Below are 23,152 nucleotides of genomic sequence, written 5' to 3' on the forward strand. Positions count from 1 at the left end.
TTGCATCAGCCATCACCTTTTTTCTTTGCTCTCTTTATAGTAATTTGAACCGAATCATCGACAGGTCGAGCGGTGATCCGCTCCAGCTCTGCTTCTCTCGTTCGGTTTGCAAGATCAAGACCACGCAGCCTCAATTCATGCTCTGACATAGTTTTCATTATGTCGTGTTTCTGCCTAATGGCTTTAAGACGCTTGTCTGTTACTCGCGTCAATGCTTCCTCTATTTCAAGGATGCGGTCAATCACAGGTAATTGAGTTTCTTCCACCTCAGTGACTACAAGACGTTCATTGATAATTGGAACGTATTTAACAACACCATTCTCGCTTGTCGAAGGTGCGACATCTTTTGTTTTCCTAAGTTGCTGAAGAACACGTCGCTGATTATCGGTTAAACCATTTTCATACTTCATGATCCTGTGCATCATGCGCCGCTCTCGAATACTAAGCTCACGTATGGTCAATTCAATTTGATAGAGCGGATCAGTCTCAATCTGCTCAAAGAGCTCCTTTTCTGTGTCGTCCATATAATCGAACAAAATAGATTCATATTCACCTGTCCGCACAGAATTTCTGTTTCCTTTTGGAGCACCACCAGTATTCCCTTTAGCATTTTGGTTACCTGGCGGTGCTTTACCACCTTTATTCCCTTTGGCGTTTTTACTCCCTTTGGGAGCCCCAGGGCGTTTAGTAACGTTACCATTGGTTTTCTCTTTGGGTTTAGTAACGTTACCATTCAATTTCTCATCCCAAGAGTCTTGGTTCTTCCATTTGCGGATAAGCGATTGTGAACACTCTAATTCTTCAGCAATGTCTTTCAGCAAACGGGTTCCGTTGCTTTCTTTCCACAATTGGAACGCCTGATCTCTTTTGGGATTTCGCGGTCTAGCCATTACATATCACCCACCTCCGAACTGCTTAATTAAGTTTGAGTTGTTTTCAAATTTCATCGTTCTTGAGTAAATACATTTCTAGCTCAATGAGTTTTTTCAAGTCTTCCACAGTAGACAATTTGATGTTTCCTGCTTTAAAGTCTCTGACCCATTGAGCAATAGCCGCCTGCGTGATTTTTCTTAAATTCGCAGTGGCTTTCTCTATGTCTTCAGCTTGTTCAGCCTGTAATAAAAGTAGTATTTCTTCTCTTTCTTCATCATAACGAGAACAAATGTTCTTATTATCTGTTGTCATTCTCCCTGTCCTCCATTACAATATGGTTTGAGAGCGTGATATTTTCCCACAAACGCGGCCGCGTCTTGATCACGCTCTTGGGCAGGGAGTTTCTTTCTTTGCCTTTGAAAGGGAGGGTGTTGTCAGCACCCTCTTTTTTTATTTACAACGAGTCAACAAGCTCTGGAGTGATGCCTGTGAATTCCGTGAATCGCTTCTTAATAACGTCACAGAAATACGGATCAAGTTCTAATAGAAAAGCTTCTCTATCCGTTTGCTCACAAGTCATAAGAGTTGAGCCGCTACCTCCAAAGAAATCTACCACTCTATCACCTTTTTTACTGTTGTTACTTAATGGAATATTTATCAGTTCAAGTGGTTTTTGTGTTGGATGAACATATTTTGAAACGTCACCACGCGAAACTTCCCATACAGTTGCTGGACCCGTTTCTTCTGTTAAATCAGTTCTCCAAACTGTAACTTGCTTTTTATCACCATACCAATGTGGTGAGCACCCCTTTTTGAATGCATAGAAAACAGGCTCATGCATATATCGATATTGGCCCCACCCAAATGTAGCTGAATTTTTCACCCATATGCATTGCGACCTAACTTTTATACCAGCGTTTAGCATTTCTTTTTCAAAGTTTAATTGATAAGTAGGCGAGTGGAATACATAAATGGCTGCTTTCTCATTCATGACCCTAGAATAATTCAGGAATGTATCCCTTAAAAAAGTATCGAACTGTTCATCATCCATCGAATCATTCATGATTGTTGCATGACCATCCTCATTTAATTTCTTACTATTACTTTTTACAGCTACATTATAAGGTGGATCAGTAATAACTAGATCGGCTTTATATCCCGACATTAGACGATCAACGTCAGCTGCTTTTGTGGCATCACCGCACACTAAGGTGTGGCGGCCAAGCCGCCACACATCTCCATACTTTGTTTCAGGCTCACTGATTTGTGATAGAGCTTCAGAAACATCGAAGTCATCATCTTCTACAACTGTATTACCGTTGTCTACAGACAGGTTTTCTAGCAGCTCCTCATATTCTTCTTGAGAATACCCGATGATGTTTGTATCAAAATTGTTTTCCTTCAGCTCTGATAAAAGAGCCTCTAGTTTTTCCTCATCCCAATCGCCTTCAATTTTGTTTAATGCAATATTGAGCGCCTTCTCTTCTTTTTCGTTCAAAGAAACCACAGACACTTTGATTTCAGTTGGGTTCGATTCTAATAAGATTTTGAACCTTTGATGTCCACCTACTAAATTACCTGTCTTCTCGTTCCAGATGAGCGGATCAATATATCCGAAATGCTCTATCGACGCTTTCAACTCTTCGTATGCTTTGTCTCCTGGTTTCAGATCAACACGTGGATGATAGGCAGCGGGATTTATTTGACTGACGGGTATATCTTTTATAATCAATTGAAACACCTCTTGTATTATTTCATGTTGTTTTACTTAAACCATTGCAAATGTATCTGTTCCGCGATCCGCTTCATCATCACTGGAGGCACGCTCATACCACAGACATACTGCGTTGATGCATCCATAAAGTCATAATCCAACGGAAAAGATTGCATCAGAATAATATCCCTTGTTGAGATGTAATATGGTTCGTCGTATCTAATAAAGACCGAACCACTTGCAAGTGTTGGCGGAACTAAACTGTTTTTCACTAATACTGTATTGAAATTCCGCTCTTTACCTTCTGTTCGTTTAGTTATGTCTCCAATGTTGCCGTCAGATGGCTGCCGCTTAATCCATCTTTTATACGTTTTACTCGATTCATTCAGCCTTGACCCATGTCCACTTCTAAACTCTCCATATGTGATCGGTGGTTCATTGAAAGCCAATTTCAATGGTGGTAAGTTCAGGTCCTTTCTGCGGCCAATGAAAAAGACCCGCTCTCTTCTCTGCGGGACTCCCATTGTGGCAGCGTTCAGCAAGAACAGCTGAACGTCATACCCTATTTCTTTTGCACGCTCTATGACAAGTTTCACATACCCTTTAGCTTTTCCTTTGATCATGCCGCTTACGTTCTCAGCTACAAAGATTTTAGGCTTCAAACGTTCTACAGCATCTAGGTAATGAAAGAACAGATCGTCTAGTTTTTGGACAGCTTGGCCCTCTCTGAACGCCTTTTCTCTTCCCCAATCCTCTTCTCTTTTTCCGGCCGTTGAAAACACACTGCATGGCGGCGATCCGTCAAACACATCAAGATTCATGAGTTCTTCAGGAAGATCGGAGAGCGGGATCTGATTAAACTCTCGAATGTCCATGAGATAAGGATATTTCGGCTTGTGATTCTTTTTATAGATTTTCATCATTTGCGGATCGATCTCACAGTTTCCCAGCAATTCAAACCCTGCTAATTTGTAGCCCATTGATGAGCCGCCACCGCATGAGAATGTACTGAACACTTTCAACCCATTGGAAGAGATGTTTTTAAGATCACTCAATTTCCATCTATAGTTCATGTTTTCACCTACTCATTGTATGAAAAACCGCATTTAGGACACGTATGTTCAAATTGATCATCCCCAAAGTCATCTAAGTCAATTTCTTTACTTTCAGATACAGTCCCACCTTGCCCTGTATGCTCTAGTTGTTGAAGAATGTCCTCTAGTTCCGTATCACTGAATCCTGTTGCGCTGAGATCATATCCTGATTTCTCTAGTTCCTTGATTAGTTCAGAGAGTTTGTATTCATCCCAATCACCATCTATCTTATTAAGGGCAATATTCAAAGCTTTTTCGTCTTGTTCATTAAGCGATACAACAGATACAAGAATTTCACTTGGATTATCCTCCATCAATACTTTGAAACGTTGATGACCGCCTACAAGGTGACCTGTCCGTTCATTCCATACTAAGGGATCAATGTATCCAAATTTTTTTATTGAGTTTTTCAGAGAGTCGTATTCTGGATCTCCTGGCTGCAGATCAATTCGAGGGTTATAAGGTGATGGGTTAATTTTATGTACGGGAATTGTTTTGATATTCATCGCTGTTTCCTCCTATAAAAACAAATGATGCCGCCCTAGAGGCGGCATCAGCTGCTTACTTGATGTAAAATTCGCTAGTGTAGAATGTTCCAAGGGTTGCAACATGATTGCCCTTTTTGTCGTAACGTTCCACATCAACTTTAAAGCGATAAGTGCCTTTCTTGTTATCAAGTGATTCCTTGATACCGAATTCATCGTACTGTTTTTCACCTGGATTAAGCGGGTTAGGTGAATTCGTTTTGATTGTGACCCATTTCCCTTCAACTTTTCGTTGAGGAATAAGGTTGGGACCAGCACTAAAGTCGTTGTGGTTTTGTACCGCAATTCGTACAACCTTATCCTCTCCAATTTTGTGATTAGCTTTTGTCGGGTTCGCCGACACTCCAAATCCTGATGCCATGCTCTTCATCTCCCTTTTTATATTTTTGCGCTCCTATCCCTCACCAAAGCACGTGCAGCCATACACCCAAAAGACGACTGTTCCCATAAAAAAAGACGCCCCAAGGGACGCCAGTACAAAGTATTAATTTTAAAATATTATCTATCCACACGACGGCAACAAGGATTCTTCAAGTCACTTCCACAATCGTATTCTTCGACATAGCATTTATTCTCATAAGATTCTGTTACAGGATAGAAATTCTTAATTCTTTTGATATGTTTATTTACATTTGTAATGTGAGTCGGATGGATTCGTCTGATAGTGCTCTCGCTTGTTGTTGTTCTTACAATATTACGTGTTGGAGAAACAATTGTTTCGTCCTGACCATTATTTCCCCTACGAGAACCAAAGAAAAAATCGTCCATTCTGTTGCGGCTCATATAAAACACTCCTTCAACAGTTTTGACTTTACGTCACATACTATGAAAAAAAAGTCAGGTTGTCCTAAGCACTTATCATAAAAAATGAAAAATCCACTTAATAACTATGTTACTTTCTTCTAATGCGTCCACCATGTCGTTTGTAAGTTTCGCGTCTCGTTCCCATGATTTCTTCCCAATCCCTATTCGTAATGGGATCAGCATCGCTCTTCTTCTTTCTAATAGAACCAGAAGCAATGCTTTTAAATTGCTTTAATGTCTCTTTAGAAACAGAATCCCTGATCTTCATTTCACTCGCTCCTTGCCGAATAAGCACCACCTTACGCTATTCGCTTAAATTAGATTTTGCAATGATGACTACACTCCGAGAGGATGCCAAGTACAGTCAATCATCAAGTAAAATGAAAAACTGTCCTCGATACGGCCACCGCAGACCAGCTGCTATCCAGGCTCAGAATGTCCCTCTCGTATGACCACATTCCTCAACACCTTTGTTCCGTATCCAGATACGCCATTGATAAGGGAAAGACGCGTCTCCCAATAAAAAAAGCGGACACCAATCAAGGCACTCTTAAAGTGCTCAATGATCAGCGTCCGCAGGTTCTTCCTTCTGGACAAATATTCACGTTCGTTTTGCTTGTCTCTATCATACGATGATCCACTTAGGAAAAAAGGTCCCCTTTTTATCCCCCTTTTTGTCGGCTTTTTCTCGGTTTTTTCTCGGCAATGCAAATAAAAAAAGTGCCCATAAACATGGACACTTTGGTTCTATTATTCCCAAAACGCATCTCCTTCAGAATCAATATAATTCTGAAGGAAAGTTTCAAAATCTACATCAAGCAGCCTATATTCTAAACCATCTTCAAATAGATAAAGGTTGGAATTTTCCTTATTTAGTATCAAGTGGCACCCTTCAAAAAGAGCAGCAATAGCTGTTCCATCAACCTGATCAAAAAAATCATTAGACAACTCGGATTCGATTTCTTCTAAACTGAAAACGTGTAATCCTCCACCAACCTTGTTCCCAAAAACTATGTCTTCAAATATTCTTGCGCCATTATGTAGACATAAAAACTCTTTGAGATCGTCAGGCAATGTATGATGTTTCTTTTCAAATTGTTTTATATTTTCTTGATCGGCTGGGGCATTGAAGGTACAGCACTTTTCATAGACTTCACCGTCTACCGAGAATTTGATGATGTTCTTCTCATCTAATTGATTTTCAAGTTTTTCTAATATCTGCACGATCCTACTCAATCTTTCACCTTCTATCTATATCCTCTCCACCAAGGAGAAACCTCTTGTTGATGCAGCGTTCTTGTGAGTGCATATAAATTACCCATTTTATTATCTCCACCATATTCTAAAGGAATAACATGGTGAATGTCTAAACCAGACCAATCCCATTTAGGATCGCCGTATTTACCAATATACCATCTGATATATTTATTACGGATATCCTTATCTCTCTTAACTCTATCTTCAGGCTTATACCATTTCATATTTGCTTTTGTTGGTGCAGGCAATGATTTACCACTATGACTATTATGAATTTGCGGATATTGATAAGCATTTTTATTAACTAAATATGTTTCAGTTGTACTCTGTTTAGTACCTGGGGCACTTCCGACCCAACCGGCTGTCAGTATATCAGATTTGTACACAAATTTCGTTTTCACCATTTTATACGTTTTAGATGCTGTAGCACCAACTTTTATCTGAGAACCGGTAAATTCTTTAGTATACGTTGAAATTGCGTTATATTTCCCCGCGTAATCATCTCCTACAAATAGGGTGCTTCCTACAATTACAATAACCGGCTTCGCTTTGCCTATAATGCTACGAATTGTGGAACTATGAGTAATTGACTTTTTCGATTGATCTAACTTAAACAATGTATCAATGACAATTGTATTTGCGACTTTAGTATTAGCGTCTGGAGTCTTATTAGTATTTTTATTCTTAGTATTTTTATTCTTAGTGGATGGTTGCAGCACTACGGTGTCACCCTGTGGCATATTTCTTTGAGGTGGCTCATGAGGTTGGTTTTTAAATTGTTGTCTTGCTTGGTCAATTATATCAGATTTACTCTGTATTTCTTTTGCATGTCCATTTTCGTCAACTTCTAGTACATGTGTCTCTTTGTATGTTGTGATACCGTCCTTTGATTGACTAGCTTCAGCATCACTTGTCCATAACCATGCCGTCAACAGAAAAACCATAAAGAAAATCGAATAAGCAAATTTCTTCATTCTGATACTCCTTTTCCAATTTATTTACAACAAATCCAATATACAATATATGTATCTATTTATAAATGATCCTAAAATACCATATATACAAAAACAGCACTCATATGATTCCGAGTGCTGTTGAAAGATTAAACGTCGCTTGCTTCTTCAATTTGTAATACCGGTCTTTCTTCAGACCCAGTTCTTCACACACCTCCAAATCCTTCACCACACGTGATGTCAGGTATTTCATACGGATGATGTCTTGCTCAATTTCATCTAGGCTGTTTTCTAGCGCTCTTTCTATCTGCCGGACCTTCAGTTCGTTTAAAGCTTCCTGGTTCCTGAGAGAAGGAAAAAGGCCTGTTGCGCCGTTTGCCTCCTGTTCCTTTCTGTTTTCTTCCTTCACCTTAAGGGCTCTATAAACCTTCAGCTCCTTGATCAGAGCATTCCGGACTTGTTTCTCATCGATCCCTGGCAGTAAACACAATTGTTCAGCTCTCATGCTTCTCAACCTCCTCCTATAAACAATGAAAGACATAAACAAACACTAATCTCTTATACAAATTCGAAAGTCTAAATTTGCGCATAAAAATAAAAAAATTAAAGACTTATAAGTTAATAAACCCTTTAGTAAACTAAAAATAAATTTAGCACTGGAGGGAAATCAATGTCTTTTTTATATTTATTTCTAGCAGTAATAGGTGAACTTATTGGGTCATCAATGCTTAAAGCATCTGAAGGATTTACAAAAATATATCCCACTATTAGTTTAATACTCTCTTTTGTAGGATCATTCTTCTTTTTATCATTAGCTATGAAAACTATTCCATTAAATACTGTATATGCACTTTGGTCTGGTATAGGGATAATTGCTACAACTATAATTTCAGTTCTAATCTGGAAAGAAAAAATAAATGTGGCCAGCTTTACTGGAATTACTTTAATTCTTATAGGTGTAGTAATACTAAATCTTTTCGGGCCTGGACATGGTGAAGCAAAAAGTGATGAACACACAAAGACAACATTAGAATATTCAAATGAAACGAAATAAAGATGTACAAGAGAAGAATCTTCATTGAGAAGATTCTTCTTATGTTTCTATACGCCATTTGATATCACCCAGCGCCATCCAAAGCCCTTCATATGACATGTTTTCAGATGGTTTAAATTCCATATGTTCCTCCCTCAGAAAAGTGTCAGCTGTTCCTGGTGTTGTTCTTTTTCCTTTATTAAAAAATGCCTGGCTTCAAATGCTCCATAGTGTGAGCCAGGACTATCAAATTTTGATACATAATAATGAGCGGAACCGAGAGGAAAGAGAAAGTATTCTACGCCCTTTTCTAACGGTGTAAACTCATCAGTGAGACATATTCCCTTCAAGCTCATGCCACGCTTTCCCATGGCAACCGCTCGACCCTTTTCATACTTCCGGCGCAACCGACTCGACCGATATTTCGGCGTGCTGCTTGATAGGTAGAATACGTGTCATACTCGCTCCATTTTCCTTCTGCAAGTAAATCAGAACGCCAATAGGCAACATATCCGCTCGCTGTATTGACGATACAAAATTCAGCATCCGGAGATTTTGAATACCAGATTTCTTTCATTTTGACTGCCTCCCTGCAGGAGGAAGCTCCTGCTATTTTATTTTGTGTGAACTCGAGTAATTTAAATTTGTGAATTGGCCGTCACGTGTAGTGATTTCCGTTTTCCCGTAAATAGGTGCTTCAGCTAAAAATGCTTCGTTGGAATGGCCATCTAGGATAATGACTTTAACTTCTCCTTTTTCAAAAAGCAGATCAATTGAGATGTTAGAGTCTATATGTTTGTAAGGATTATTCATGCGCACAAGGCCTCCCATGTTATAATGAATTGTCGAGATTCATTAGAGCCGGAGCCTTGTGCTTTGGTTCTTTTATTTGCTCTGGAGAGCTTGCAAATCACGTACATACATTTCAAATAGATGCTTGTCCTTTATGTCTAAGGACAAATTAATCAGATCCTTTAAGCCAGCTTCAGTGATTGCCACATCTAAGTTTTTAGCCCAATGTTTAGGAACAGCCGTAGACTTTCCTTTAGGCGGCTTCACTAAAAGTTCATATTCAGAGATTTTCACGACGTAACCAGATATATGAAACATTCTGCGATTAACTTCACCCAAAGCTTCCACCCAATCGCCTTCTACAATCTTTCTCATTTCCTGAAGCTCCTTCCACACTTCGAGCAGTAAGGACCATTGAAAACCCGCGTGCTAAATTCCAACCAATAACCACGCTGCACCGAAACTATATTTCTACATTTGAAGCAAAAGAAGTGCTTATTTTTGAAGAAAAACTTGATTTTTTCAATCATTCGACAACCCTCCATCCTTTCTTAATCCTACTGACTAGTTCATATTTTTTAAGTGGTTCATAGAGGTGGACGTGCCGTCCACCCTCTTTGCGATAAAGCAAGAACCACCGTTTCGAGCGTTTGCGTGCCATCTTATGCAGCCCCGTCTTCCTCATCTTTTTGATCATCTTTAGGAAGATCGTATTCATCTGGACCGCTATCCTCTGACCCCTTTTCGTCTTCAGCTGCTTCTTCAGCAATTTCCTTTTGCATCGGTTCAGCTTCGTTGGCTTGATCCTCTTTCCAATCCCACCATTTTTCAGCAAGCGGAGCCACTGCCGCTCGGTAATCATTAATCAGATCAACGACGGCGCCGGATGACATCTCAAGCTCTGTGGCCAACTTACTGTAAGATTCTCCTTCAATGCGTCGTTTCACGATATCTGCCATATTCTCAGGGAAACCTTCCTGTTCTGGAGCCATACCTTCAATGATGAATTGATCCACCACTTCACGCTTAATCTCCATCGGCTTTTCTTCAATTTTTGGTTTTTCTTCAGGCAAACCAAGTTCAGCTTCGAGTTGTTCTGACTCAGGTTTTGCTATATGGACAACGCCGCTTTGATCTACTTCATAATTTACAATTGGTCGTTCGGTGTTTGCGTTAATCTGCACATTATAGCGGACAATGTCACTTTCAATCTCTACTTTCACGTCCTTATCAATCATTTCTGCAAGATTTTGAATTCTGTTACCAAGCTCCTTTGTTGGCACTTCCAACACTAATTCTGTAATCCCTTTAGGCTTGTGATTCATTTTTTTAACTTTTCCATTGAAATTTATAAAAGACATATTTGTTCCTCCTCGTGGGTTGGTGTAAGAGTAGATACTTCGACTTCAATTCTTGGTGTGCTGCTGTAGAACTTACTTACATGCAGATCAACAATTTGACTATCATCCTGCCAGATGACCTTATTTAAACCGTCTTTTATTCCTTTGATGTAGTTATCAACATCTGGCTTCTTAGCAGGTCTCAACTCGCCTCTTTCAGCTTCTGCGGCCTTTTTCTTGCTGAAGCTTTTTAGTAGGGATTTGTAAACTTTAACCCTCAATTCCAGAGGACCTGTAAGGAGTTGTTCGGGACGATGATCACTAGCAGCCAGCTTCACATAAGACTTAAAATCTCTTGATTTTTTCGGATCATACAGCCTTGTAATCCCATTTCTGTGTGCAGCCCTCGGTCTTCCTTGTGCAACTGGTTCTGCGTAAATGGTGAATGCTATTTTCATAGTTTTTCTTCTCCTTGAACATAACGACTTTTCGCATGGTACAAGTACCCCTCTTCATCTTCATGATTCCAACCGTTTTTCATATCAGCAGGCATGATTTTCACCTTTGTTTCACAGTTGTCACATGCGGTATATCTAAAGCCCTTGTAAACCTGCTTGTCCTCTTTCAATCCACACTCAGGACATTGAAACTTAGTCTTACATTTCACGCGGTCAGGTTCTGAATCTTCCTTTTGAACTAGAGCTATGCTTTTGACTTGATCCATCACGCTCATGTGTTCCCCGATGCTCGCATTCAAAGTCCGTTCATTATTCAAAAGATCAACTGATCTTGATCTCTTTGGTTCTGTTGCTTTTGTAGGAGCAGGAGTAGCTTTCTTTTCATCCTTTGATTTAGAAACATCTTGGTTTTCTTGAAACCGTTTGATTTGACTGGTCACGATATCGGTATGAATTGGTTCTTCCGTCCTTTTCACAGAGGGCGGAGCGACTCGTCCAACACTTTGACTTGCATTGATATTTAGTGGTCCTCCATGCATGTATGCAGCCAATTGAATGATCAGACGATTACAATCTGCAGCTTTGTAATTATCTGCTTCAAAGTTCACTTCTTTACCCGTAGTGCTGTCTTTGATTTGTAATTTAATCACTCTGCTTCCTCCTCAATCTCCATCCTGGCATTGTAAGTTTCAATATCGTTCCCCCGCTCACATTTGGCTGTAATGACTAGCATTTCGATCTCATAGAGCGTTTTTTTTGCGAGACTTTCAATCTCATTTGGTTTATATCCAATGCGCTTCAGTTCATTGAGAAGGAACTGTTTGCGCTGATTGCTATTGATTGACATGTTCATTCCTCTTTTCACATCGCGGCTTCCATTTGCCGCGATAGATTTACAAACTTCCCGTACTCTTTCACGAATACTGCGTTTATTGTTCCTGTTGATCCATTCCGTTGTTTTGCAAAAATGATTTCTACAATGTTTTTAGTTTCGCTTTTTTTGTTGTAGTAATCATCTCGATAAAGGAAGGTTACAATATCGGCATCCTGCTCGATACTTCCTGAATCTCGCAGATCAGACATCATAGGTCGTTTATCATTTCGATTTTCTACGCTGCGAGAAAGCTGGGATAACAAGATGATCGGAACGTTGAAACTTCTAGCCATATTTTTAAGTTCTCTCGTGATCTCACCAACCTCATGGTTTTTGCTCTCAGCTTTACCAATCGGCGTGATAAGCTGAAGATAATCAATGATGACTAAATGATCTTGATCAGGATGATCTTTCTTTGTCTTACGGATTTTAGAGCGAATGTCTGCGACGGTTTGAGTGGGGTGATCATGAATATAAATGTCTAATTTTTCGTATTCACCCATAGCTTTGTTGGCTCTCTCATAATCATCCTCACTAAAATATTTCCTTGGATTCCTCCACTTTGTCCCTTCAATACTCCCTACGCTGCTTAACATACGGTGAGTCAATTGTGTATCTGACATTTCTAGTGAAAATATGTCGGTTACTCCACCATTTTGCGCGTTATTATAACCAAGGTTGAGAGCGAATGCTGTTTTCCCCATCGATGGACGAGCAGCTACGATAATCAAATCGCTTTTTTGCCAACCACCTGTCATAGCGTTCAGGTCCGCAAGACCAGTGTCGACTCCTGTAAGATCACCATGATCTTCTTCCATGCTCATGAAAATCTCGGTTAATACATCCATTTTCGTGCGAGTCTCTTTTACACCAACCTCTTGGGCTTCAATTGTTTTTTGATAAAGCTCAGTGATGCCCTCATCAGTAGGAGAACTGGCAAATGCTAAAGCAGCACTTTGCACATCTCTAAGTCTAAAAGCCTCGTAAATTAATGTTTCATAGGTCTCGAAAGCATGTTTTGAGGGAACAGTACTTGCAAGATTTGTTAAGTATTCAAAGCCTCCAACTGCATTTAAAGTGTCACCCATAGATGCAGCGATATTGGCCAATTCAACAGGCTTACCTAGCTTGTCCACTTCCCTCATCGCTTCAAAAATTTGCTTGTGACGCTCTTCAGCAAAATGCTTAGACTCTAGGGCTGTTTCCTTGATTAGATCGCCTTCAAGGATGATACAGCCGAGCAAAAACTGTTCAGCTTCGCTGTTTCGCAAATTTTGCATGTTTTTCCCACTCTTTCTGCTGTTCTATGAAGTCGTTTGATTCTGGTTGATGTACTTGTATCTCCGCAATAGCAGGAGGGAAACGTTTTTCAGCAATGTGCTGATCGATCTTTTTTAAAACAGGTTCATATGGTAGTGCAGTTAGATGCTCTAGCCAAAGCCTGATTCTTTCTTTTCCAACGGTGTCAGTAGTAAGTTCAAATCTCGGATACGCAGCTGCTATCCTGGTTAAGATACTCATCGCTTGTTCTTCAGTCATGCTAATCATCCTCCTCCAAATTTAATGCCTTTTTCTTTGGCATAAGCCTCTAATGCTGATAAGTTGTCTTGTTGTTTTTTAGGTTTAAATTCAGATATGTTACTAGGTTGATTGTTTTTGGCATGCCATCGATCAAGAATGCCCTTCTCCAGGTATGAAAACGATTTGATGCCATCCGCTCTATGTCTTGGTCGGTATTGATCGAATATCTCGTCGATCCATTTCATTATGTCTTCAAGGGGTATCTGTTCCTGAATGATCCTATCAATCGCCTGTGCATCATTAGGAGAGATCATCAATCCTCCACCTCTTCGTGATAGATACTTGTCTTCGATTTGTTGGAAAGGAGAATCATTTCCTCTTGGCGCTCTCTCTTCTTCCTCTTCATATACATTCTTTACATTCTTAACATTCTTGTTTGTGATCATTTGATGTTCAATTGATGATCTTTTGATGTTCATTTGATGTTCATTTTGGTGATCAACTTCGTTGTTTTCTTGTTGGTAAAGCGCCCATTTATTAATGGTTACAACAGAAAATTTGTTGCTCTTTTTGATGCTCAGAAAATTCATTTCCTCTAATTTTTCAAGCCACCGATACACTGTAACTTTTCCAGTTACTTGATCACTTTTCCTAAGCCCTTTGTTAAACATTTCAGCAATATCGTACCTGCCAGTCACAAATTGACCAGGCTCTAATTCCACCACCTGATTACCTATCATCTGCTGATGATGTTTATGGCTCGCTTCAGTAAGACAGATGAGCCAAAGCCTAAGCAGGTTAGGATTATTGAATACTGGATTTTCACGTAATTTTCGATGTAATTTGATCCACCCTCGCAAATGACTTCCTCCTTCCCAACTATTTGAGTCTACAAATAGCGTATTTACCTTCAATTTTTACTACTTCGAGATGCGGTTCATACTTGGCCATATATGTCCTGATATACATAACCAATACCTTTTTCCGCATCTCCGGAGCAGTCGATCTAGCCAAAGTAATAAAACAATAGGGATAAGCTGTTTTAATAAGCTCGTTCATTTCGGAACATAGACAACCTTTCCTGTTTGTTTTGCTATTTCTCGTTTGAATAGTTGCTCATCACTGTTTGTGTCAGATAAGTGCAATAACCATATTTCCTGCACTTTTGACAAGTCGTTTGCAGCTAGGAATGTCTTTACATTCTCAAGGCTAAAATGCGACTGTATGAGCCGATTACGCATGCTTTTATGGATGCTCCCGTTTTCAATATTCGCATCCAAAATGGACTCTGCGTAATTGCACTCAATCATGATGTGCGTGAGTCCAGGAAACTTATATTTGATGTAATAGGTGTCAGTGGCAAAGAGCAGCTTGTCTCCGTCCTCATTAGCCAATAGAAAGCCATACGGCTCTGATACGTCGTGTTGAACATCAAAGGGCATAATAAGCCACGTGCCGATCCTAAACGTCTGTCGGGCTTTTACAAGATTGATTCTGTGATGATTTTCGACTCCAAGAGCTTTTGCCGTTCCATGAGACATATAACAATCGATTCCCGCACGTAGGACATCTTTTAAAGCCTTGCAATGATCACCATGCTCATGAGTGATGAGGCAACCAGAGAAGCTCATATTGAAATCAAAAGCACGTTGCATCTCCTTAAAGGTGATACCGCACTCCAAAAGGAGCGGGGTTTTACCATCAGTCACCCGATAGCAATTCCCCTTACTGCTTGACGAGACAGCGTTTATTTCAATCAAAATGGTGGTTCCTCGCTTAAAGCTGAAGGTTTTGACTCAGATGGCTGCTGCTTCTCTTCTGGCTCCTTTATCGGCTCTTCTGGAACGGTATAATCCATATCAATAGTTTCTGAATTTGCATTTTCATTTACTTCACGAGCAACTGTTTCAGTTGTGTCCGGTGTTTGTGTTTCTTCGTCCGTATACATGTTTCCAAGAGAATTAGGAAAGGCTTCCCTTAAAGCATTAACAATGGCTGTTTTGCGGATCATGTTCATCGGCATCGTTTTCCAAGTTGATTGACCTTTGCTGAACTCATCAAAACTAATCCGAACAGGTGTAGGTGTTTCACGATCTTTTCGATAAACGGTAGCCCATCCACCTAACAATTTGTCATTTGGTAGTTTGATAGCACCTTCTATATCCACCATTTCGCCGTCCCGTTCAACAATAATTCCTGCACGTATTCCGGCGAATTCCTCTTTGTTTTCAGCACGCTTCATAAATGCTTCTTTTCCAACAATAATTTGTGCTGGCGATCCCTTAAATTTCACCAGATATGCCTCATTCAAAAATGGATTGAGTTTCTGGTATTTGCAGAGGTTGATAAACATGACCACTTCTTGATCCGTTACATCTGCATTACCGCGTACTAAATAGGTTTTCACCGTATTCCCTGTAAGTTTTACCTCTTCTCCATTCACAGCAAATACTGAAGGTTTCTCCATCAATTTTGTGTTTGGATTTGATTGTTGATTACTCATCCGTATCCTCCTCATATATAAATCTGACCTTTTTGCCTTTATGCTCTCTTAGAAAGGTCTCTAGCAATTCTGCAAAATCCGATGGACCTTTTAGGTCTCTTTCCAAAATTGCATCTTCAGGACATTCAGAGAGTGGACGAACGTCCATGACCTGTTTATCATCAATCAGAAGTTTTTCACGTCTACAATCTTCCCAACCTAAACCCGATAGAACTTTCACCTCTACCCCACTTCACTCATGCGATCACCTCACAATCTACAGTCAGTAAGTTGTCATCAGTTTTAACTCGCAGCTGCTTGTCCTTCTCGGATACTATCAAGCTAATAACTTGAGCATTCACATCGATTAGATTCGTGACCGCCTCGCTGTTATCAACGAAGATCGGCGCAGAAATACCATAATGCTCATTTAACGTATTAATGATGTCTAAACCGACATTAATACGTGCCGCATTGTTCAACCCTTTAGAGTAAGGCACGCCTTCATAAAGCGTTTCACAGGTTTCTGTTAAACCGCCGTTGACTTGCTCTTCAAAGAGCTTGAAGCGGGCAAATTTGAATTTGCTGTTTATCTGTTCTTCCATAAGGTTCATCTTGGTTCTGATGAACTCTTCAATAAGAAATGACTGCTGTTCTACCTCGTTATATTCATCAGCCATTTTTCGTTCTTCTTCCTTCAGCTCATCAATTCGATTGAGAGCCTTTTGAGCTTGATCGATGCGAGAAAGATCATTGCGGATCAAGGTCATTTCCTGCTGCTTCTCCTTGATCTGTTCATTAATGGCTTGCACAGTTCCACTTGTCTCCTGCTCATCTGACTGGATCTCGTTTTTGATTTTTTCGATCTCCTCGACCTTTTCTATATATGTTGGATTATTGGAGAGCGGAGCAATGGATGCTTCAGCTTTCTCCATATCTTCTTTCAGTTTTTCTAAATTTGAAGCCTTAAATTTCTCTTCCAAATTCAACTTTTGAATTTGCTCATCAACTTCATACAACTCATTTTGCTTTTTGTCATATTCAATTCCTAATTGTTTCCCCTTATCGGCTATACGCTCAAGAGAATCACTTTTTTGTAAATTGAATTTCTCAATAGCAGCTTGAATTTTTTCTTCCGGCAATGCTTGTCCACATGTTGGACAATCTGTTTGATGATCCTCAAACGATTCTTCGTACTTTTTAGACCATTCTTCTCGTAACTCCAAACGTTCTTTATCTATTTGAGATAAAAAAGATGTTAAGTGCTCTTTCTTCGCGATCAAGTTAATGAGATCATTTTGGGTTTGAGTAAGACTGTTTTTCGCTAGGTAGTAGGCTTCTTTTTTCTCATTCACTATCTGAAATCTTTCTGAGTCGTGGTCATTCTTTATTTGCTGTAGCTCACCTTCCAACTGCAACATACGCTTCTTACGATCTGCACCTGCATCCGCTCTGATAGAGCGGGCTTCCTTCTCCAAATCATCTATTGATGCCTGAAGCGCTTTTAAATCTTTTTTCAATTGCTCCTGGTTAAGAGTAGTTACATCCTCAATAGAACGATTTATTTCATCAATTCTTACAGGATATTGCTCCAAGAGCTTATTGATCTTTTTACGTTTTTCAGCAAGGATGCTCTTTTGTTCATCAAGACTTCTTTCTTCTAAGATTGAATGGAGCTTTGATAATGAACTGTTCTTTTTAATAACGTCATCATCTGTCACAGCTCCGCCAATCTCCATCAGCACGTTTAGGCGATCCTGCCACTTCATTTGTTCGTTGAAATAACTTGGGGACGTAATGAGTTTGAAAATATCCTCAGAGATAATGTCATTGACCTTCTCAACAAACTCTTTTTTCTTCACTGGTACACCATTCACATGATAATCAGTGGTATGGCCAGAAAAGACTTGTTTTGCTGATCCCCGTTTCTTGGTCCATTTTTCTGAATAGACCTTTTTCAATTCGACAGCCTTTCCGTCGATTAAGAGTACAGCCGATACCTCATGCTCCACGCCGCTTACCGCTTTGTTATCCTTTGAGAGCGTCTTGATCTCAAAGTCTTTTTTGTTTTGGCTGTCTTTATCAAAGAGCAGCCACGTGAAAGCATCAAACAACGTTGTTTTGCCTGTAGCGTTATCACCATAGACCTTTGCGCTTTCTCCACCTGTTTCAAGGGTGAATGATTTTACACCCTTGAAATTTGATAGATGGAGTTCTGCCAACCTGATATTTTTGGTCATGAACAAGCCTCCATTGATTTACAGTGCCAACCTGCTATAATAGGGGTTGACACTTTATTCTGTAATTTTTGGGAAAGGTTCACTTGTGGGAGTGAACCTTTTTAATTTGCATTCACAAAGGTAAAATCGAGCTGTTCCTTCAGATAGCGTTCCAAGTTATCAACGAGGATCATTTCACCGGCATTTCTATCAATGACATACTCATCATTTGAGAAAATCTCATCCCCGAAGTAGTCAGTTCCAACAACATCAACCACTTCAACGCCCTTTGGGTATCCAGTGGCATTTATTTGAGTGATCATTGGATGTTCAATGTTCACGTTAAAACACCAACCTTTCTTCGGATCGCATCGGCTTTGAGCTTTTTGAATTTCTCAAAAGCCTCTTGATTAGGGAAATAGAAGTGTGGATTTCCATTGTTGTCCATGAGAATGGAGCCATTTACTTTAGATAGTCTTACTTGATCGCCAGTGTGATCACTGAATGGTTGTATAACCGCTTTTTCAAAAAACATAATCTTCGTCCTCCTATGTTTTATTGATGCTTATTCGCATCGTCCGACTGCGGATGGTGCATGATTTGAGGGGTAAGTGTGCACTATCCCATCCGCAAGCCGGACGACAAGAATAAAACTTGTCGTGCTCTTTAAAGAGCGATATAATTCATATTGATCAATTCGTTATTCATGGTTTTGATTTAAGCAGTGAGTGTAGGAGCTTGCTGCTTTTTTCTTTTTTCAAAATCCATACGTGACTTTAATTGCGTTTCGATTTGAGCCAGTGCAATTTCTCCTTCCTCGCTGAATCGCTCATTACATACCTCAATGACTTCCTTTGCTTTCATTAACTTGCTTGCCACAAATACAAACTTCATTTAAATCAATCCTTTCATTTTGTTTTTTAGTGTTTTTGGATATGTTACTGGCGTAATCTTTGCAGCTGACATCAACAATTGCACCTGTGCTTGTTTTTCATAGCGCTTGATTTCTTTTAAAGATTTAGATATATCTTGATGAGTCGCTAATGCCGTATCGGTATCACCTTTCTTTAAAGCTTTCATCAATCGTTTTTGCAGTTCTTCGATGCAAATCATTTCTCTTGTTATTCCATCGTTATTGATGTTTTTGAAAATCGAATTTCGTTTCTTCATCCTCATCCTCCGAACAAAGCCATGATGGCCGTTATTTGCTGTGTGACTGCCAGTGGATCAATGCCGCATAATGTAGCAATCATTGCTTCTTTAGCGTTTGTGGCTTCCATCCACCGTACATATGTAGGTACATCAAGCACCTTCTGATCATTTTCGATCTTTGATATGCAGCTACGAGAGCGGCTAAGCATTTCCGCGAGCTTCTCCTGGGAAATGCCTGCTTGCACTCGGGCTTTCCGAAGCACCACACCCAACTTCACAACCTCCCCACCCCCTTTCAATGTTCCTATCTGGAACATGTTCCGAATTGGAACAGCAAATCTTATATATCCGCTGTATTCTAAGGTGGTAAATTCTTAATCATTCACTGGCTGAAAGTTGGTTTCCATTTGTGACATTTGCCATTCTTCTAGAACTTCTCGTGTAAAGAAAATTCTTTTCCTTACTCGGAAGAATGGTATTTGCCGCTCTTTCACCATTGTGTAAACAGTGTCACGATGGACACCAAGATAATCCGCCGTTTCTTGAACACTCATAGTTGATTTTGTTGGCATTTTGAAATCCTCCTTAATGAATTTAAGCATTGTCATCAAAGAACAAAGTCCAATCGATTTCTAATACTTCTGCCAATTTTTTTGCGATTTTAACACTGGGCTTTCTACTCCCTGTCTCTATCATTGTGTAGTAAGGTCTTTCAATACCGACAAGATTTGCTACATCCTGTTGTACTAAAGATTTACTTTCCCTAGCTAATTTCAACCAGTCACGCATTGTAACACCTCCGTTCAAAAAGTAACGTTTCGTTACTCTTATAATAGTATCATTCTGTTACAAAATCAACCCCTTTGAGAAAAAAAGTTTCTTTTTGTTACATTCACTTATATGTAACTAAACGTTACGTTAGAATGTATTTATTAAAGGGCAGGTGATAAAATGTTTCCAGATAATTTGAAAAAAATTAGAAAAGAAAAAAAACTAACGCAACAATATATGGCAGATAAACTTGGTATCTCCAGACCAGCATATACAGCCTATGAATTAGGGAAAAGAGAGCCAGACCATAATACGTTAATAGCTATATCGAACATTTTAGATGTCTCGATTGATTTTCTTCTCAAAGGTAGAAACAGTATTGATGAACAAACAAGTCGAATATTAAATGATCCGGAAACATTAATCGCTTCTCGAGATGGAGAAATTACTGAAGAAGAAGCTCGCGAATTATTAGAATTAATCCTTAAAAAAGGTTTTGGTAAGAAAGATTAAATTCGGAGTTATAAAAACAGGGGGATCTAATTAAATGAAAAAAGGAAGATTGTTATTTCTACTGATTTTTTGTTTAGTATTCCTTGGTGCATGCGGTAATAACAAAACTGCTGGTACTGAAAAAGACACAGAGGAAAAACAAGAGACGCCAAAGCAAGAAGAATACGTTGATGGTCCTTTGACAAAAGTTGGTCAAAAGAATAAAGGTGAGGACAACGAAATATATGAATTAAAAAATATTAAAGTTGTTGATGAAACCACTGACCTTGATCCATTGTCAATAAATATCAAGGACGTAAAAATTTTGAGTATATCTAATATTTCAGATGATCTTCTCGAATCGTATCAACAGGGGCTTAAATTGAAACTTAAAAACCCCGTTAATTACATACAAATTTCTTTTTCAGCAGAGAACAAAGGGAAAATTGATTTACTATGGCCACAAATATCACATGTTATCTTGAACACAAAAGAACAAGTTAACGCTAAAGAAAACCAACTACTTGACTCTGGAGAATGGGAACTTTATTCAGGAGCAAAAAAGGATATAACTCAAGGTATACCTTTTGAAAGTGATCCTAAAGACATAAAAGAAATCACTTTTGTTTTTGACAGCTCCGTTGGTAATGGAACTACTGTTACTGATGAAAAAAAGGTTAAAGTCAAATTTTAAATAGATACTCAATTCGAGTATTTATTTTTTTGAAATAAAATACGAACATACATTCTTACACTGGGGGGATTTTTCTTGAAATACATGTATTCCGCATTAGAAATAGAAGTGAAAGATATTTATAGCCAATTACCTTTAGATGATATGAACCCATTAAATATTGAAACAGTGGCCAGACACTTTGATATTTCTCTTATTTATAAATCAGCAGAATCAAAAGCGATTAGTATCCTAAATAAGAAAGTTATTTTCATAGACGAAAGGAAAGACTCATTTCAACAAAGAGAAGATTTTTGTCATGAACTTTGCCACATTTTAAAACACACTGGGGCACAGAATAATACTCATTATCTCTTTAAACAAATGCAAGAAAATCAAGCAAATGCATTCATGTATCATTTTGCAGTTCCAAGTTTCATTTTGAATAAAATAGATATGCCCAACTCCATATATGAAGCTGTGCCCTTTATATCAAGACGTTTTGGAGTTTCATTTGACTTTGCACATCACAGACTGGAAATGTTCTATCGTAATCTGATTACTTTTCCAAACTATTACAATCAGATTCAGAACAAAACAATGCTTGAATATGCTTTCTATTAATATCGAAGCTGCAATGTTTTAGTTATTCAAAAAGGAAAAAGACTCTAAATTATTTGTTGTAGATTTCTCATAATAGGAGTGATTTATATGGCTAGCATTGAAAAAAGAGGCAGCAATTCTTTTAGATTAGTTGTTGAAATTGGATATGATGCTAATGGCAAAAGGTTAAGAAAATATAAAACTATTCGTATAGAAGATCATAAACTGCTAAAAACAAAAAGAAAATTACAGGAATACCTCTCTGATCAACTTTATCAGTTCAAGATGGAAGTCCATTCTGGAGAATATATTGAGCCAGAAAAACTAACATTTGAATCCTTCATCAATAAGTGGAAAGAAAAGAAGCTATATCAAAAGAGCGGAAAACCATACTCTCTGACAACATCAGACGTTTATTGGCGTCACTTGAAAAATCATATCCTTCCCGTCTTTGGACATATGAGGATAGAACGAATAAAGAGTTTACATATCGTAGACTTTTTAGATGATTTATCGAAGGATGGTGCGAGAAAAGATGGTAAGCCAGGGGGATTAGGAGAAAGAACAATATTAGATATCTTTAAATTACTGCAGGTAGTTTTTAAAACCGCAGCTGAAGAATGGAAGATTATCAAGATTGATCCAATGAAGGGATTGCCCTTGCCAGTCAACGAGAAGAAAGAAATGAACTATTTTGAAGCAGATGAAGCTGCTCAATGTATTAAGATTCTATATGAAGAAGTTGATATTAAATGGAGACTTTATTTCTTAGCAGCTATGATAGGGGGATTGAGAAGAGGTGAAGGTCTTGCACTCGAATGGCATTTAGATGTGGATTGGGATGCTGGTGGATTTAAAATTAATCGTTCACTTTCAAAGACAATTCAAGGCAAACCGCATGTGAAAGACCCTAAGTCCAAAAGTTCAAAACGATTCGTGCAGATGCCGGATTGGTACATGAATGAACTTTCTCTTTACTATCATATGTGGAAAAGAGAAAAGGAAAAGCTCAATGATGCCTGGGAAGGTGGAGATCACCAATACATTTTTCATAGTGGTCTTGGTAAGCCTTATTACTTTACTACTCCAACTACAAAGTGGAACCGCATTACACAAAAGTATAAAATAAAAAATATCCGTTTACATGATCTACGTCACACTATGGTTGCTTTATTGATGGAAGCCGGCGAAAGTATAAGTGCTATTCAAAGACGTGCCGGACACGCTAGCGCCAGAACAACATCTGATATATATGGCCATGTAACAGATGAAATGAAAAAGAGTGCAGCGAATCACTTTAACAAGTTTGATCCTAAACATCTGAGAAACACAAATTCAGAGATAGGAAATTTCCGTCCCCAAGTCGTCCCCAAGGTTAAAAATAATGCATAATACAAATTTGAGAGATTTCTCATCAAAAATAAAAAAATAGCCTTCCCCCTTGTATTCTAAGGGGGAATTAAATATAATAATATTTATTGAAACATCCCGGGGCATTAGCT

Annotated in this window: 37 protein-coding genes; 5 read left to right on the forward strand and 32 right to left on the reverse strand. The window is 38.8% G+C overall.

Features of this window, described 5'->3' with window-relative positions; genetic code table 11:
- Window positions 1-5: 5 nt before the first annotated feature.
- The 11 genes from terS to IEE86_RS16470 all read right to left on the reverse strand — a co-directional run bounded on the left by terS (window position 6) and on the right by IEE86_RS16470 (window position 7,745).
- Window positions 6-890, reverse strand: a complete 885-nt coding sequence (gene terS / locus IEE86_RS16420) for a phage terminase small subunit (RefSeq protein WP_191098129.1) — start codon at window positions 888-890, stop codon at window positions 6-8.
- Between the two features lie 46 nt (window positions 891-936).
- A complete protein-coding gene (locus IEE86_RS16425; protein WP_191098130.1) occupies window positions 937-1,185 on the reverse strand; it encodes a hypothetical protein in 249 nt (82 codons plus the stop codon).
- A gap of 142 nt (window positions 1,186-1,327) precedes the next feature.
- On the reverse strand, window positions 1,328-2,605 hold the full coding sequence (locus IEE86_RS16430) for a site-specific DNA-methyltransferase (RefSeq protein WP_191098131.1): 1,278 nt from the start codon (window positions 2,603-2,605) through the stop codon (window positions 1,328-1,330).
- 32 nt (window positions 2,606-2,637) lie between these two features.
- Complete coding sequence (locus IEE86_RS16435; RefSeq protein WP_191098132.1) at window positions 2,638-3,660, reverse strand: DNA cytosine methyltransferase; 1,023 nt, start codon at window positions 3,658-3,660, stop codon at window positions 2,638-2,640.
- Window positions 3,661-3,668: 8 nt separating this feature from the next.
- Window positions 3,669-4,187, reverse strand: coding sequence for a ParB N-terminal domain-containing protein (locus IEE86_RS16440; protein ID WP_191098133.1), 519 nt, complete (start codon window positions 4,185-4,187; stop codon window positions 3,669-3,671).
- A 55-nt stretch (window positions 4,188-4,242) separates the two neighbouring features.
- Window positions 4,243-4,587, reverse strand: coding sequence for a structural protein (locus tag IEE86_RS16445; RefSeq protein WP_191098134.1), 345 nt, complete (start codon window positions 4,585-4,587; stop codon window positions 4,243-4,245).
- Window positions 4,588-4,724: 137 nt separating this feature from the next.
- Window positions 4,725-5,009: a spore coat protein gene (locus IEE86_RS16450; RefSeq protein WP_191098135.1), complete on the reverse strand. Its 285-nt coding sequence runs from the start codon at window positions 5,007-5,009 to the stop codon at window positions 4,725-4,727.
- 109 nt (window positions 5,010-5,118) lie between these two features.
- The gene (locus IEE86_RS16455) at window positions 5,119-5,298 is read right to left on the reverse strand and encodes a hypothetical protein (protein ID WP_191098136.1); all 180 of its coding nucleotides are present in this window, start codon (window positions 5,296-5,298) and stop codon (window positions 5,119-5,121) included.
- Window positions 5,299-5,780: 482 nt separating this feature from the next.
- Window positions 5,781-6,266, reverse strand: coding sequence for an SMI1/KNR4 family protein (locus tag IEE86_RS16460; RefSeq protein ID WP_191098137.1), 486 nt, complete (start codon window positions 6,264-6,266; stop codon window positions 5,781-5,783).
- Window positions 6,267-6,277: 11 nt separating this feature from the next.
- Window positions 6,278-7,261 carry an HNH endonuclease signature motif containing protein gene (locus tag IEE86_RS16465; protein ID WP_191098138.1) on the reverse strand — a complete coding sequence of 328 codons (984 nt, stop codon included), beginning with the start codon at window positions 7,259-7,261 and terminating at the stop codon, window positions 6,278-6,280.
- A gap of 100 nt (window positions 7,262-7,361) precedes the next feature.
- Complete coding sequence (locus IEE86_RS16470) at window positions 7,362-7,745, reverse strand: ArpU family phage packaging/lysis transcriptional regulator (RefSeq protein WP_191098139.1); 384 nt, start codon at window positions 7,743-7,745, stop codon at window positions 7,362-7,364.
- A gap of 165 nt (window positions 7,746-7,910) precedes the next feature.
- Between IEE86_RS16470 and IEE86_RS16475 the strand changes: the two genes are divergently transcribed.
- Window positions 7,911-8,294, forward strand: coding sequence for a DMT family transporter (locus IEE86_RS16475; protein ID WP_191098140.1), 384 nt, complete (start codon window positions 7,911-7,913; stop codon window positions 8,292-8,294).
- Window positions 8,295-8,625: 331 nt separating this feature from the next.
- On the opposite strand, the gene IEE86_RS16480 is transcribed toward IEE86_RS16475, so the two are convergent.
- From IEE86_RS16480 to IEE86_RS16580, 21 genes are all read right to left on the reverse strand, one after another.
- Window positions 8,626-8,850, reverse strand: coding sequence for a hypothetical protein (locus IEE86_RS16480; RefSeq protein ID WP_191098141.1), 225 nt, complete (start codon window positions 8,848-8,850; stop codon window positions 8,626-8,628).
- Between the two features lie 32 nt (window positions 8,851-8,882).
- A complete protein-coding gene (locus IEE86_RS16485; protein WP_191098142.1) occupies window positions 8,883-9,086 on the reverse strand; it encodes an XtrA/YqaO family protein in 204 nt (67 codons plus the stop codon).
- Window positions 9,087-9,158: 72 nt separating this feature from the next.
- Entirely contained in the window at window positions 9,159-9,440 is a 282-nt protein-coding gene (locus IEE86_RS16490; RefSeq protein ID WP_191098143.1) for a hypothetical protein, read from the reverse strand.
- 287 nt (window positions 9,441-9,727) lie between these two features.
- A complete protein-coding gene (locus IEE86_RS16495; RefSeq protein ID WP_191098144.1) occupies window positions 9,728-10,426 on the reverse strand; it encodes a hypothetical protein in 699 nt (232 codons plus the stop codon).
- Window positions 10,414-10,863, reverse strand: coding sequence for a RusA family crossover junction endodeoxyribonuclease (locus tag IEE86_RS16500; RefSeq protein WP_191098145.1), 450 nt, complete (start codon window positions 10,861-10,863; stop codon window positions 10,414-10,416). Before IEE86_RS16500 ends, IEE86_RS16495 begins: the two co-directional genes overlap by 13 nt.
- Window positions 10,860-11,513, reverse strand: coding sequence for a hypothetical protein (locus IEE86_RS16505; protein ID WP_191098146.1), 654 nt, complete (start codon window positions 11,511-11,513; stop codon window positions 10,860-10,862). The genes IEE86_RS16500 and IEE86_RS16505 overlap by 4 nt, the downstream gene beginning before the upstream one ends.
- Complete coding sequence (locus IEE86_RS16510; protein WP_191098147.1) at window positions 11,510-11,710, reverse strand: hypothetical protein; 201 nt, start codon at window positions 11,708-11,710, stop codon at window positions 11,510-11,512. The genes IEE86_RS16505 and IEE86_RS16510 overlap by 4 nt, the downstream gene beginning before the upstream one ends.
- 14 nt (window positions 11,711-11,724) lie before the next feature.
- Entirely contained in the window at window positions 11,725-13,017 is a 1,293-nt protein-coding gene (gene dnaB, locus IEE86_RS16515) for a replicative DNA helicase (protein WP_191098148.1), read from the reverse strand.
- The gene (locus tag IEE86_RS16520) at window positions 12,989-13,276 is read right to left on the reverse strand and encodes a replicative helicase loader/inhibitor (protein ID WP_191098149.1); all 288 of its coding nucleotides are present in this window, start codon (window positions 13,274-13,276) and stop codon (window positions 12,989-12,991) included. The genes dnaB and IEE86_RS16520 overlap by 29 nt, the downstream gene beginning before the upstream one ends.
- A gap of 5 nt (window positions 13,277-13,281) precedes the next feature.
- Window positions 13,282-14,118, reverse strand: a complete 837-nt coding sequence (locus IEE86_RS16525) for a hypothetical protein (protein ID WP_191098150.1) — start codon at window positions 14,116-14,118, stop codon at window positions 13,282-13,284.
- A 195-nt stretch (window positions 14,119-14,313) separates the two neighbouring features.
- Window positions 14,314-15,018 carry an MBL fold metallo-hydrolase gene (locus IEE86_RS16530; protein ID WP_191098151.1) on the reverse strand — a complete coding sequence of 235 codons (705 nt, stop codon included), beginning with the start codon at window positions 15,016-15,018 and terminating at the stop codon, window positions 14,314-14,316.
- A complete protein-coding gene (bet, locus tag IEE86_RS16535; RefSeq protein ID WP_191098152.1) occupies window positions 15,015-15,761 on the reverse strand; it encodes a phage recombination protein Bet in 747 nt (248 codons plus the stop codon). Before bet ends, IEE86_RS16530 begins: the two co-directional genes overlap by 4 nt.
- Window positions 15,754-15,981, reverse strand: a complete 228-nt coding sequence (locus IEE86_RS16540; RefSeq protein WP_191098153.1) for a hypothetical protein — start codon at window positions 15,979-15,981, stop codon at window positions 15,754-15,756. The genes bet and IEE86_RS16540 overlap by 8 nt, the downstream gene beginning before the upstream one ends.
- 16 nt (window positions 15,982-15,997) lie before the next feature.
- Window positions 15,998-17,980 carry an AAA family ATPase gene (locus IEE86_RS16545; protein ID WP_191098154.1) on the reverse strand — a complete coding sequence of 661 codons (1,983 nt, stop codon included), beginning with the start codon at window positions 17,978-17,980 and terminating at the stop codon, window positions 15,998-16,000.
- A 101-nt stretch (window positions 17,981-18,081) separates the two neighbouring features.
- Window positions 18,082-18,300: a YqaI family protein gene (locus IEE86_RS16550; protein WP_008360775.1), complete on the reverse strand. Its 219-nt coding sequence runs from the start codon at window positions 18,298-18,300 to the stop codon at window positions 18,082-18,084.
- Window positions 18,297-18,494, reverse strand: a complete 198-nt coding sequence (locus IEE86_RS16555) for a helix-turn-helix domain-containing protein (RefSeq protein WP_056702543.1) — start codon at window positions 18,492-18,494, stop codon at window positions 18,297-18,299. Before IEE86_RS16555 ends, IEE86_RS16550 begins: the two co-directional genes overlap by 4 nt.
- Before the next feature lie 182 nt (window positions 18,495-18,676).
- Window positions 18,677-18,853: a hypothetical protein gene (locus IEE86_RS16560; protein WP_191098155.1), complete on the reverse strand. Its 177-nt coding sequence runs from the start codon at window positions 18,851-18,853 to the stop codon at window positions 18,677-18,679.
- Entirely contained in the window at window positions 18,854-19,129 is a 276-nt protein-coding gene (locus IEE86_RS16565) for a hypothetical protein (RefSeq protein WP_191098156.1), read from the reverse strand.
- Between the two features lie 2 nt (window positions 19,130-19,131).
- Window positions 19,132-19,377, reverse strand: a complete 246-nt coding sequence (locus IEE86_RS16570; RefSeq protein WP_226650616.1) for a helix-turn-helix domain-containing protein — start codon at window positions 19,375-19,377, stop codon at window positions 19,132-19,134.
- A 108-nt stretch (window positions 19,378-19,485) separates the two neighbouring features.
- Window positions 19,486-19,683 carry a helix-turn-helix domain-containing protein gene (locus IEE86_RS16575; protein WP_159159925.1) on the reverse strand — a complete coding sequence of 66 codons (198 nt, stop codon included), beginning with the start codon at window positions 19,681-19,683 and terminating at the stop codon, window positions 19,486-19,488.
- Window positions 19,684-19,705: 22 nt separating this feature from the next.
- Window positions 19,706-19,900 (reverse strand): helix-turn-helix transcriptional regulator, encoded by a 195-nt coding sequence (locus tag IEE86_RS16580; protein ID WP_144525742.1) that lies wholly within the window; start codon window positions 19,898-19,900, stop codon window positions 19,706-19,708.
- A gap of 162 nt (window positions 19,901-20,062) precedes the next feature.
- Here IEE86_RS16580 and IEE86_RS16585 point away from each other — a divergent pair, with 162 nt between their 5' ends.
- From IEE86_RS16585 to IEE86_RS16600, 4 genes are all read left to right on the forward strand, one after another.
- The gene (locus IEE86_RS16585; protein ID WP_144525743.1) at window positions 20,063-20,395 is read left to right on the forward strand and encodes a helix-turn-helix domain-containing protein; all 333 of its coding nucleotides are present in this window, start codon (window positions 20,063-20,065) and stop codon (window positions 20,393-20,395) included.
- Window positions 20,396-20,429: 34 nt separating this feature from the next.
- On the forward strand, window positions 20,430-21,068 hold the full coding sequence (locus IEE86_RS16590) for a hypothetical protein (protein WP_159159926.1): 639 nt from the start codon (window positions 20,430-20,432) through the stop codon (window positions 21,066-21,068).
- Window positions 21,069-21,152: 84 nt separating this feature from the next.
- The gene (locus IEE86_RS16595) at window positions 21,153-21,671 is read left to right on the forward strand and encodes an ImmA/IrrE family metallo-endopeptidase (protein ID WP_224741053.1); all 519 of its coding nucleotides are present in this window, start codon (window positions 21,153-21,155) and stop codon (window positions 21,669-21,671) included.
- Between the two features lie 87 nt (window positions 21,672-21,758).
- Complete coding sequence (locus IEE86_RS16600) at window positions 21,759-23,042, forward strand: tyrosine-type recombinase/integrase (protein ID WP_191098158.1); 1,284 nt, start codon at window positions 21,759-21,761, stop codon at window positions 23,040-23,042.
- Window positions 23,043-23,152: the final 110 nt, after the last annotated feature.

It is taken from the genome of Bacillus crepusculi (genome assembly GCF_014764715.1).
Taxonomy (GTDB): Bacteria; Bacillota; Bacilli; order Bacillales; family Bacillaceae; genus Bacillus.

Bases quoted from the DNA above. Each gene is read 5' to 3' on its own strand.
- IEE86_RS16435 (WP_191098132.1), bottom strand. From the start codon at position 3,660: ATGAACTATAGATGGAAATTGAGTGATCTTAAAAACATCTCTTCCAAT.
- IEE86_RS16440 (WP_191098133.1), bottom strand. From the start codon at position 4,187: ATGAATATCAAAACAATTCCCGTACATAAAATTAACCCATCACCTTAT.
- IEE86_RS16575 (WP_159159925.1), bottom strand. From the start codon at position 19,683: ATGCCAACAAAATCAACTATGAGTGTTCAAGAAACGGCGGATTATCTT.
- IEE86_RS16480 (WP_191098141.1), bottom strand. From the start codon at position 8,850: ATGAAAGAAATCTGGTATTCAAAATCTCCGGATGCTGAATTTTGTATC.
- IEE86_RS16595 (WP_224741053.1), top strand. From the start codon at position 21,153: ATGTATTCCGCATTAGAAATAGAAGTGAAAGATATTTATAGCCAATTA.
- IEE86_RS16585 (WP_144525743.1), top strand. From the start codon at position 20,063: ATGTTTCCAGATAATTTGAAAAAAATTAGAAAAGAAAAAAAACTAACG.
- IEE86_RS16565 (WP_191098156.1), bottom strand. From the start codon at position 19,129: ATGAAGAAACGAAATTCGATTTTCAAAAACATCAATAACGATGGAATA.
- IEE86_RS16600 (WP_191098158.1), top strand. From the start codon at position 21,759: ATGGCTAGCATTGAAAAAAGAGGCAGCAATTCTTTTAGATTAGTTGTT.
- IEE86_RS16555 (WP_056702543.1), bottom strand. From the start codon at position 18,494: ATGTTTTTTGAAAAAGCGGTTATACAACCATTCAGTGATCACACTGGC.
- bet (WP_191098152.1), bottom strand. From the start codon at position 15,761: ATGAGTAATCAACAATCAAATCCAAACACAAAATTGATGGAGAAACCT.
- IEE86_RS16545 (WP_191098154.1), bottom strand. From the start codon at position 17,980: ATGACCAAAAATATCAGGTTGGCAGAACTCCATCTATCAAATTTCAAG.
- IEE86_RS16485 (WP_191098142.1), bottom strand. From the start codon at position 9,086: ATGAATAATCCTTACAAACATATAGACTCTAACATCTCAATTGATCTG.
- IEE86_RS16445 (WP_191098134.1), bottom strand. From the start codon at position 4,587: ATGGCATCAGGATTTGGAGTGTCGGCGAACCCGACAAAAGCTAATCAC.
- IEE86_RS16425 (WP_191098130.1), bottom strand. From the start codon at position 1,185: ATGACAACAGATAATAAGAACATTTGTTCTCGTTATGATGAAGAAAGA.
- IEE86_RS16455 (WP_191098136.1), bottom strand. From the start codon at position 5,298: ATGAAGATCAGGGATTCTGTTTCTAAAGAGACATTAAAGCAATTTAAA.
- IEE86_RS16470 (WP_191098139.1), bottom strand. From the start codon at position 7,745: ATGAGAGCTGAACAATTGTGTTTACTGCCAGGGATCGATGAGAAACAA.
- IEE86_RS16590 (WP_159159926.1), top strand. From the start codon at position 20,430: ATGAAAAAAGGAAGATTGTTATTTCTACTGATTTTTTGTTTAGTATTC.
- IEE86_RS16465 (WP_191098138.1), bottom strand. From the start codon at position 7,261: ATGAAGAAATTTGCTTATTCGATTTTCTTTATGGTTTTTCTGTTGACG.
- IEE86_RS16475 (WP_191098140.1), top strand. From the start codon at position 7,911: ATGTCTTTTTTATATTTATTTCTAGCAGTAATAGGTGAACTTATTGGG.
- IEE86_RS16560 (WP_191098155.1), bottom strand. From the start codon at position 18,853: ATGAAGTTTGTATTTGTGGCAAGCAAGTTAATGAAAGCAAAGGAAGTC.
- IEE86_RS16580 (WP_144525742.1), bottom strand. From the start codon at position 19,900: ATGCGTGACTGGTTGAAATTAGCTAGGGAAAGTAAATCTTTAGTACAA.
- dnaB (WP_191098148.1), bottom strand. From the start codon at position 13,017: ATGCAAAATTTGCGAAACAGCGAAGCTGAACAGTTTTTGCTCGGCTGT.
- terS (WP_191098129.1), bottom strand. From the start codon at position 890: ATGGCTAGACCGCGAAATCCCAAAAGAGATCAGGCGTTCCAATTGTGG.
- IEE86_RS16510 (WP_191098147.1), bottom strand. From the start codon at position 11,710: ATGTCAATCAATAGCAATCAGCGCAAACAGTTCCTTCTCAATGAACTG.
- IEE86_RS16520 (WP_191098149.1), bottom strand. From the start codon at position 13,276: ATGACTGAAGAACAAGCGATGAGTATCTTAACCAGGATAGCAGCTGCG.
- IEE86_RS16500 (WP_191098145.1), bottom strand. From the start codon at position 10,863: ATGAAAATAGCATTCACCATTTACGCAGAACCAGTTGCACAAGGAAGA.
- IEE86_RS16495 (WP_191098144.1), bottom strand. From the start codon at position 10,426: ATGTCTTTTATAAATTTCAATGGAAAAGTTAAAAAAATGAATCACAAG.
- IEE86_RS16490 (WP_191098143.1), bottom strand. From the start codon at position 9,440: ATGAGAAAGATTGTAGAAGGCGATTGGGTGGAAGCTTTGGGTGAAGTT.
- IEE86_RS16450 (WP_191098135.1), bottom strand. From the start codon at position 5,009: ATGAGCCGCAACAGAATGGACGATTTTTTCTTTGGTTCTCGTAGGGGA.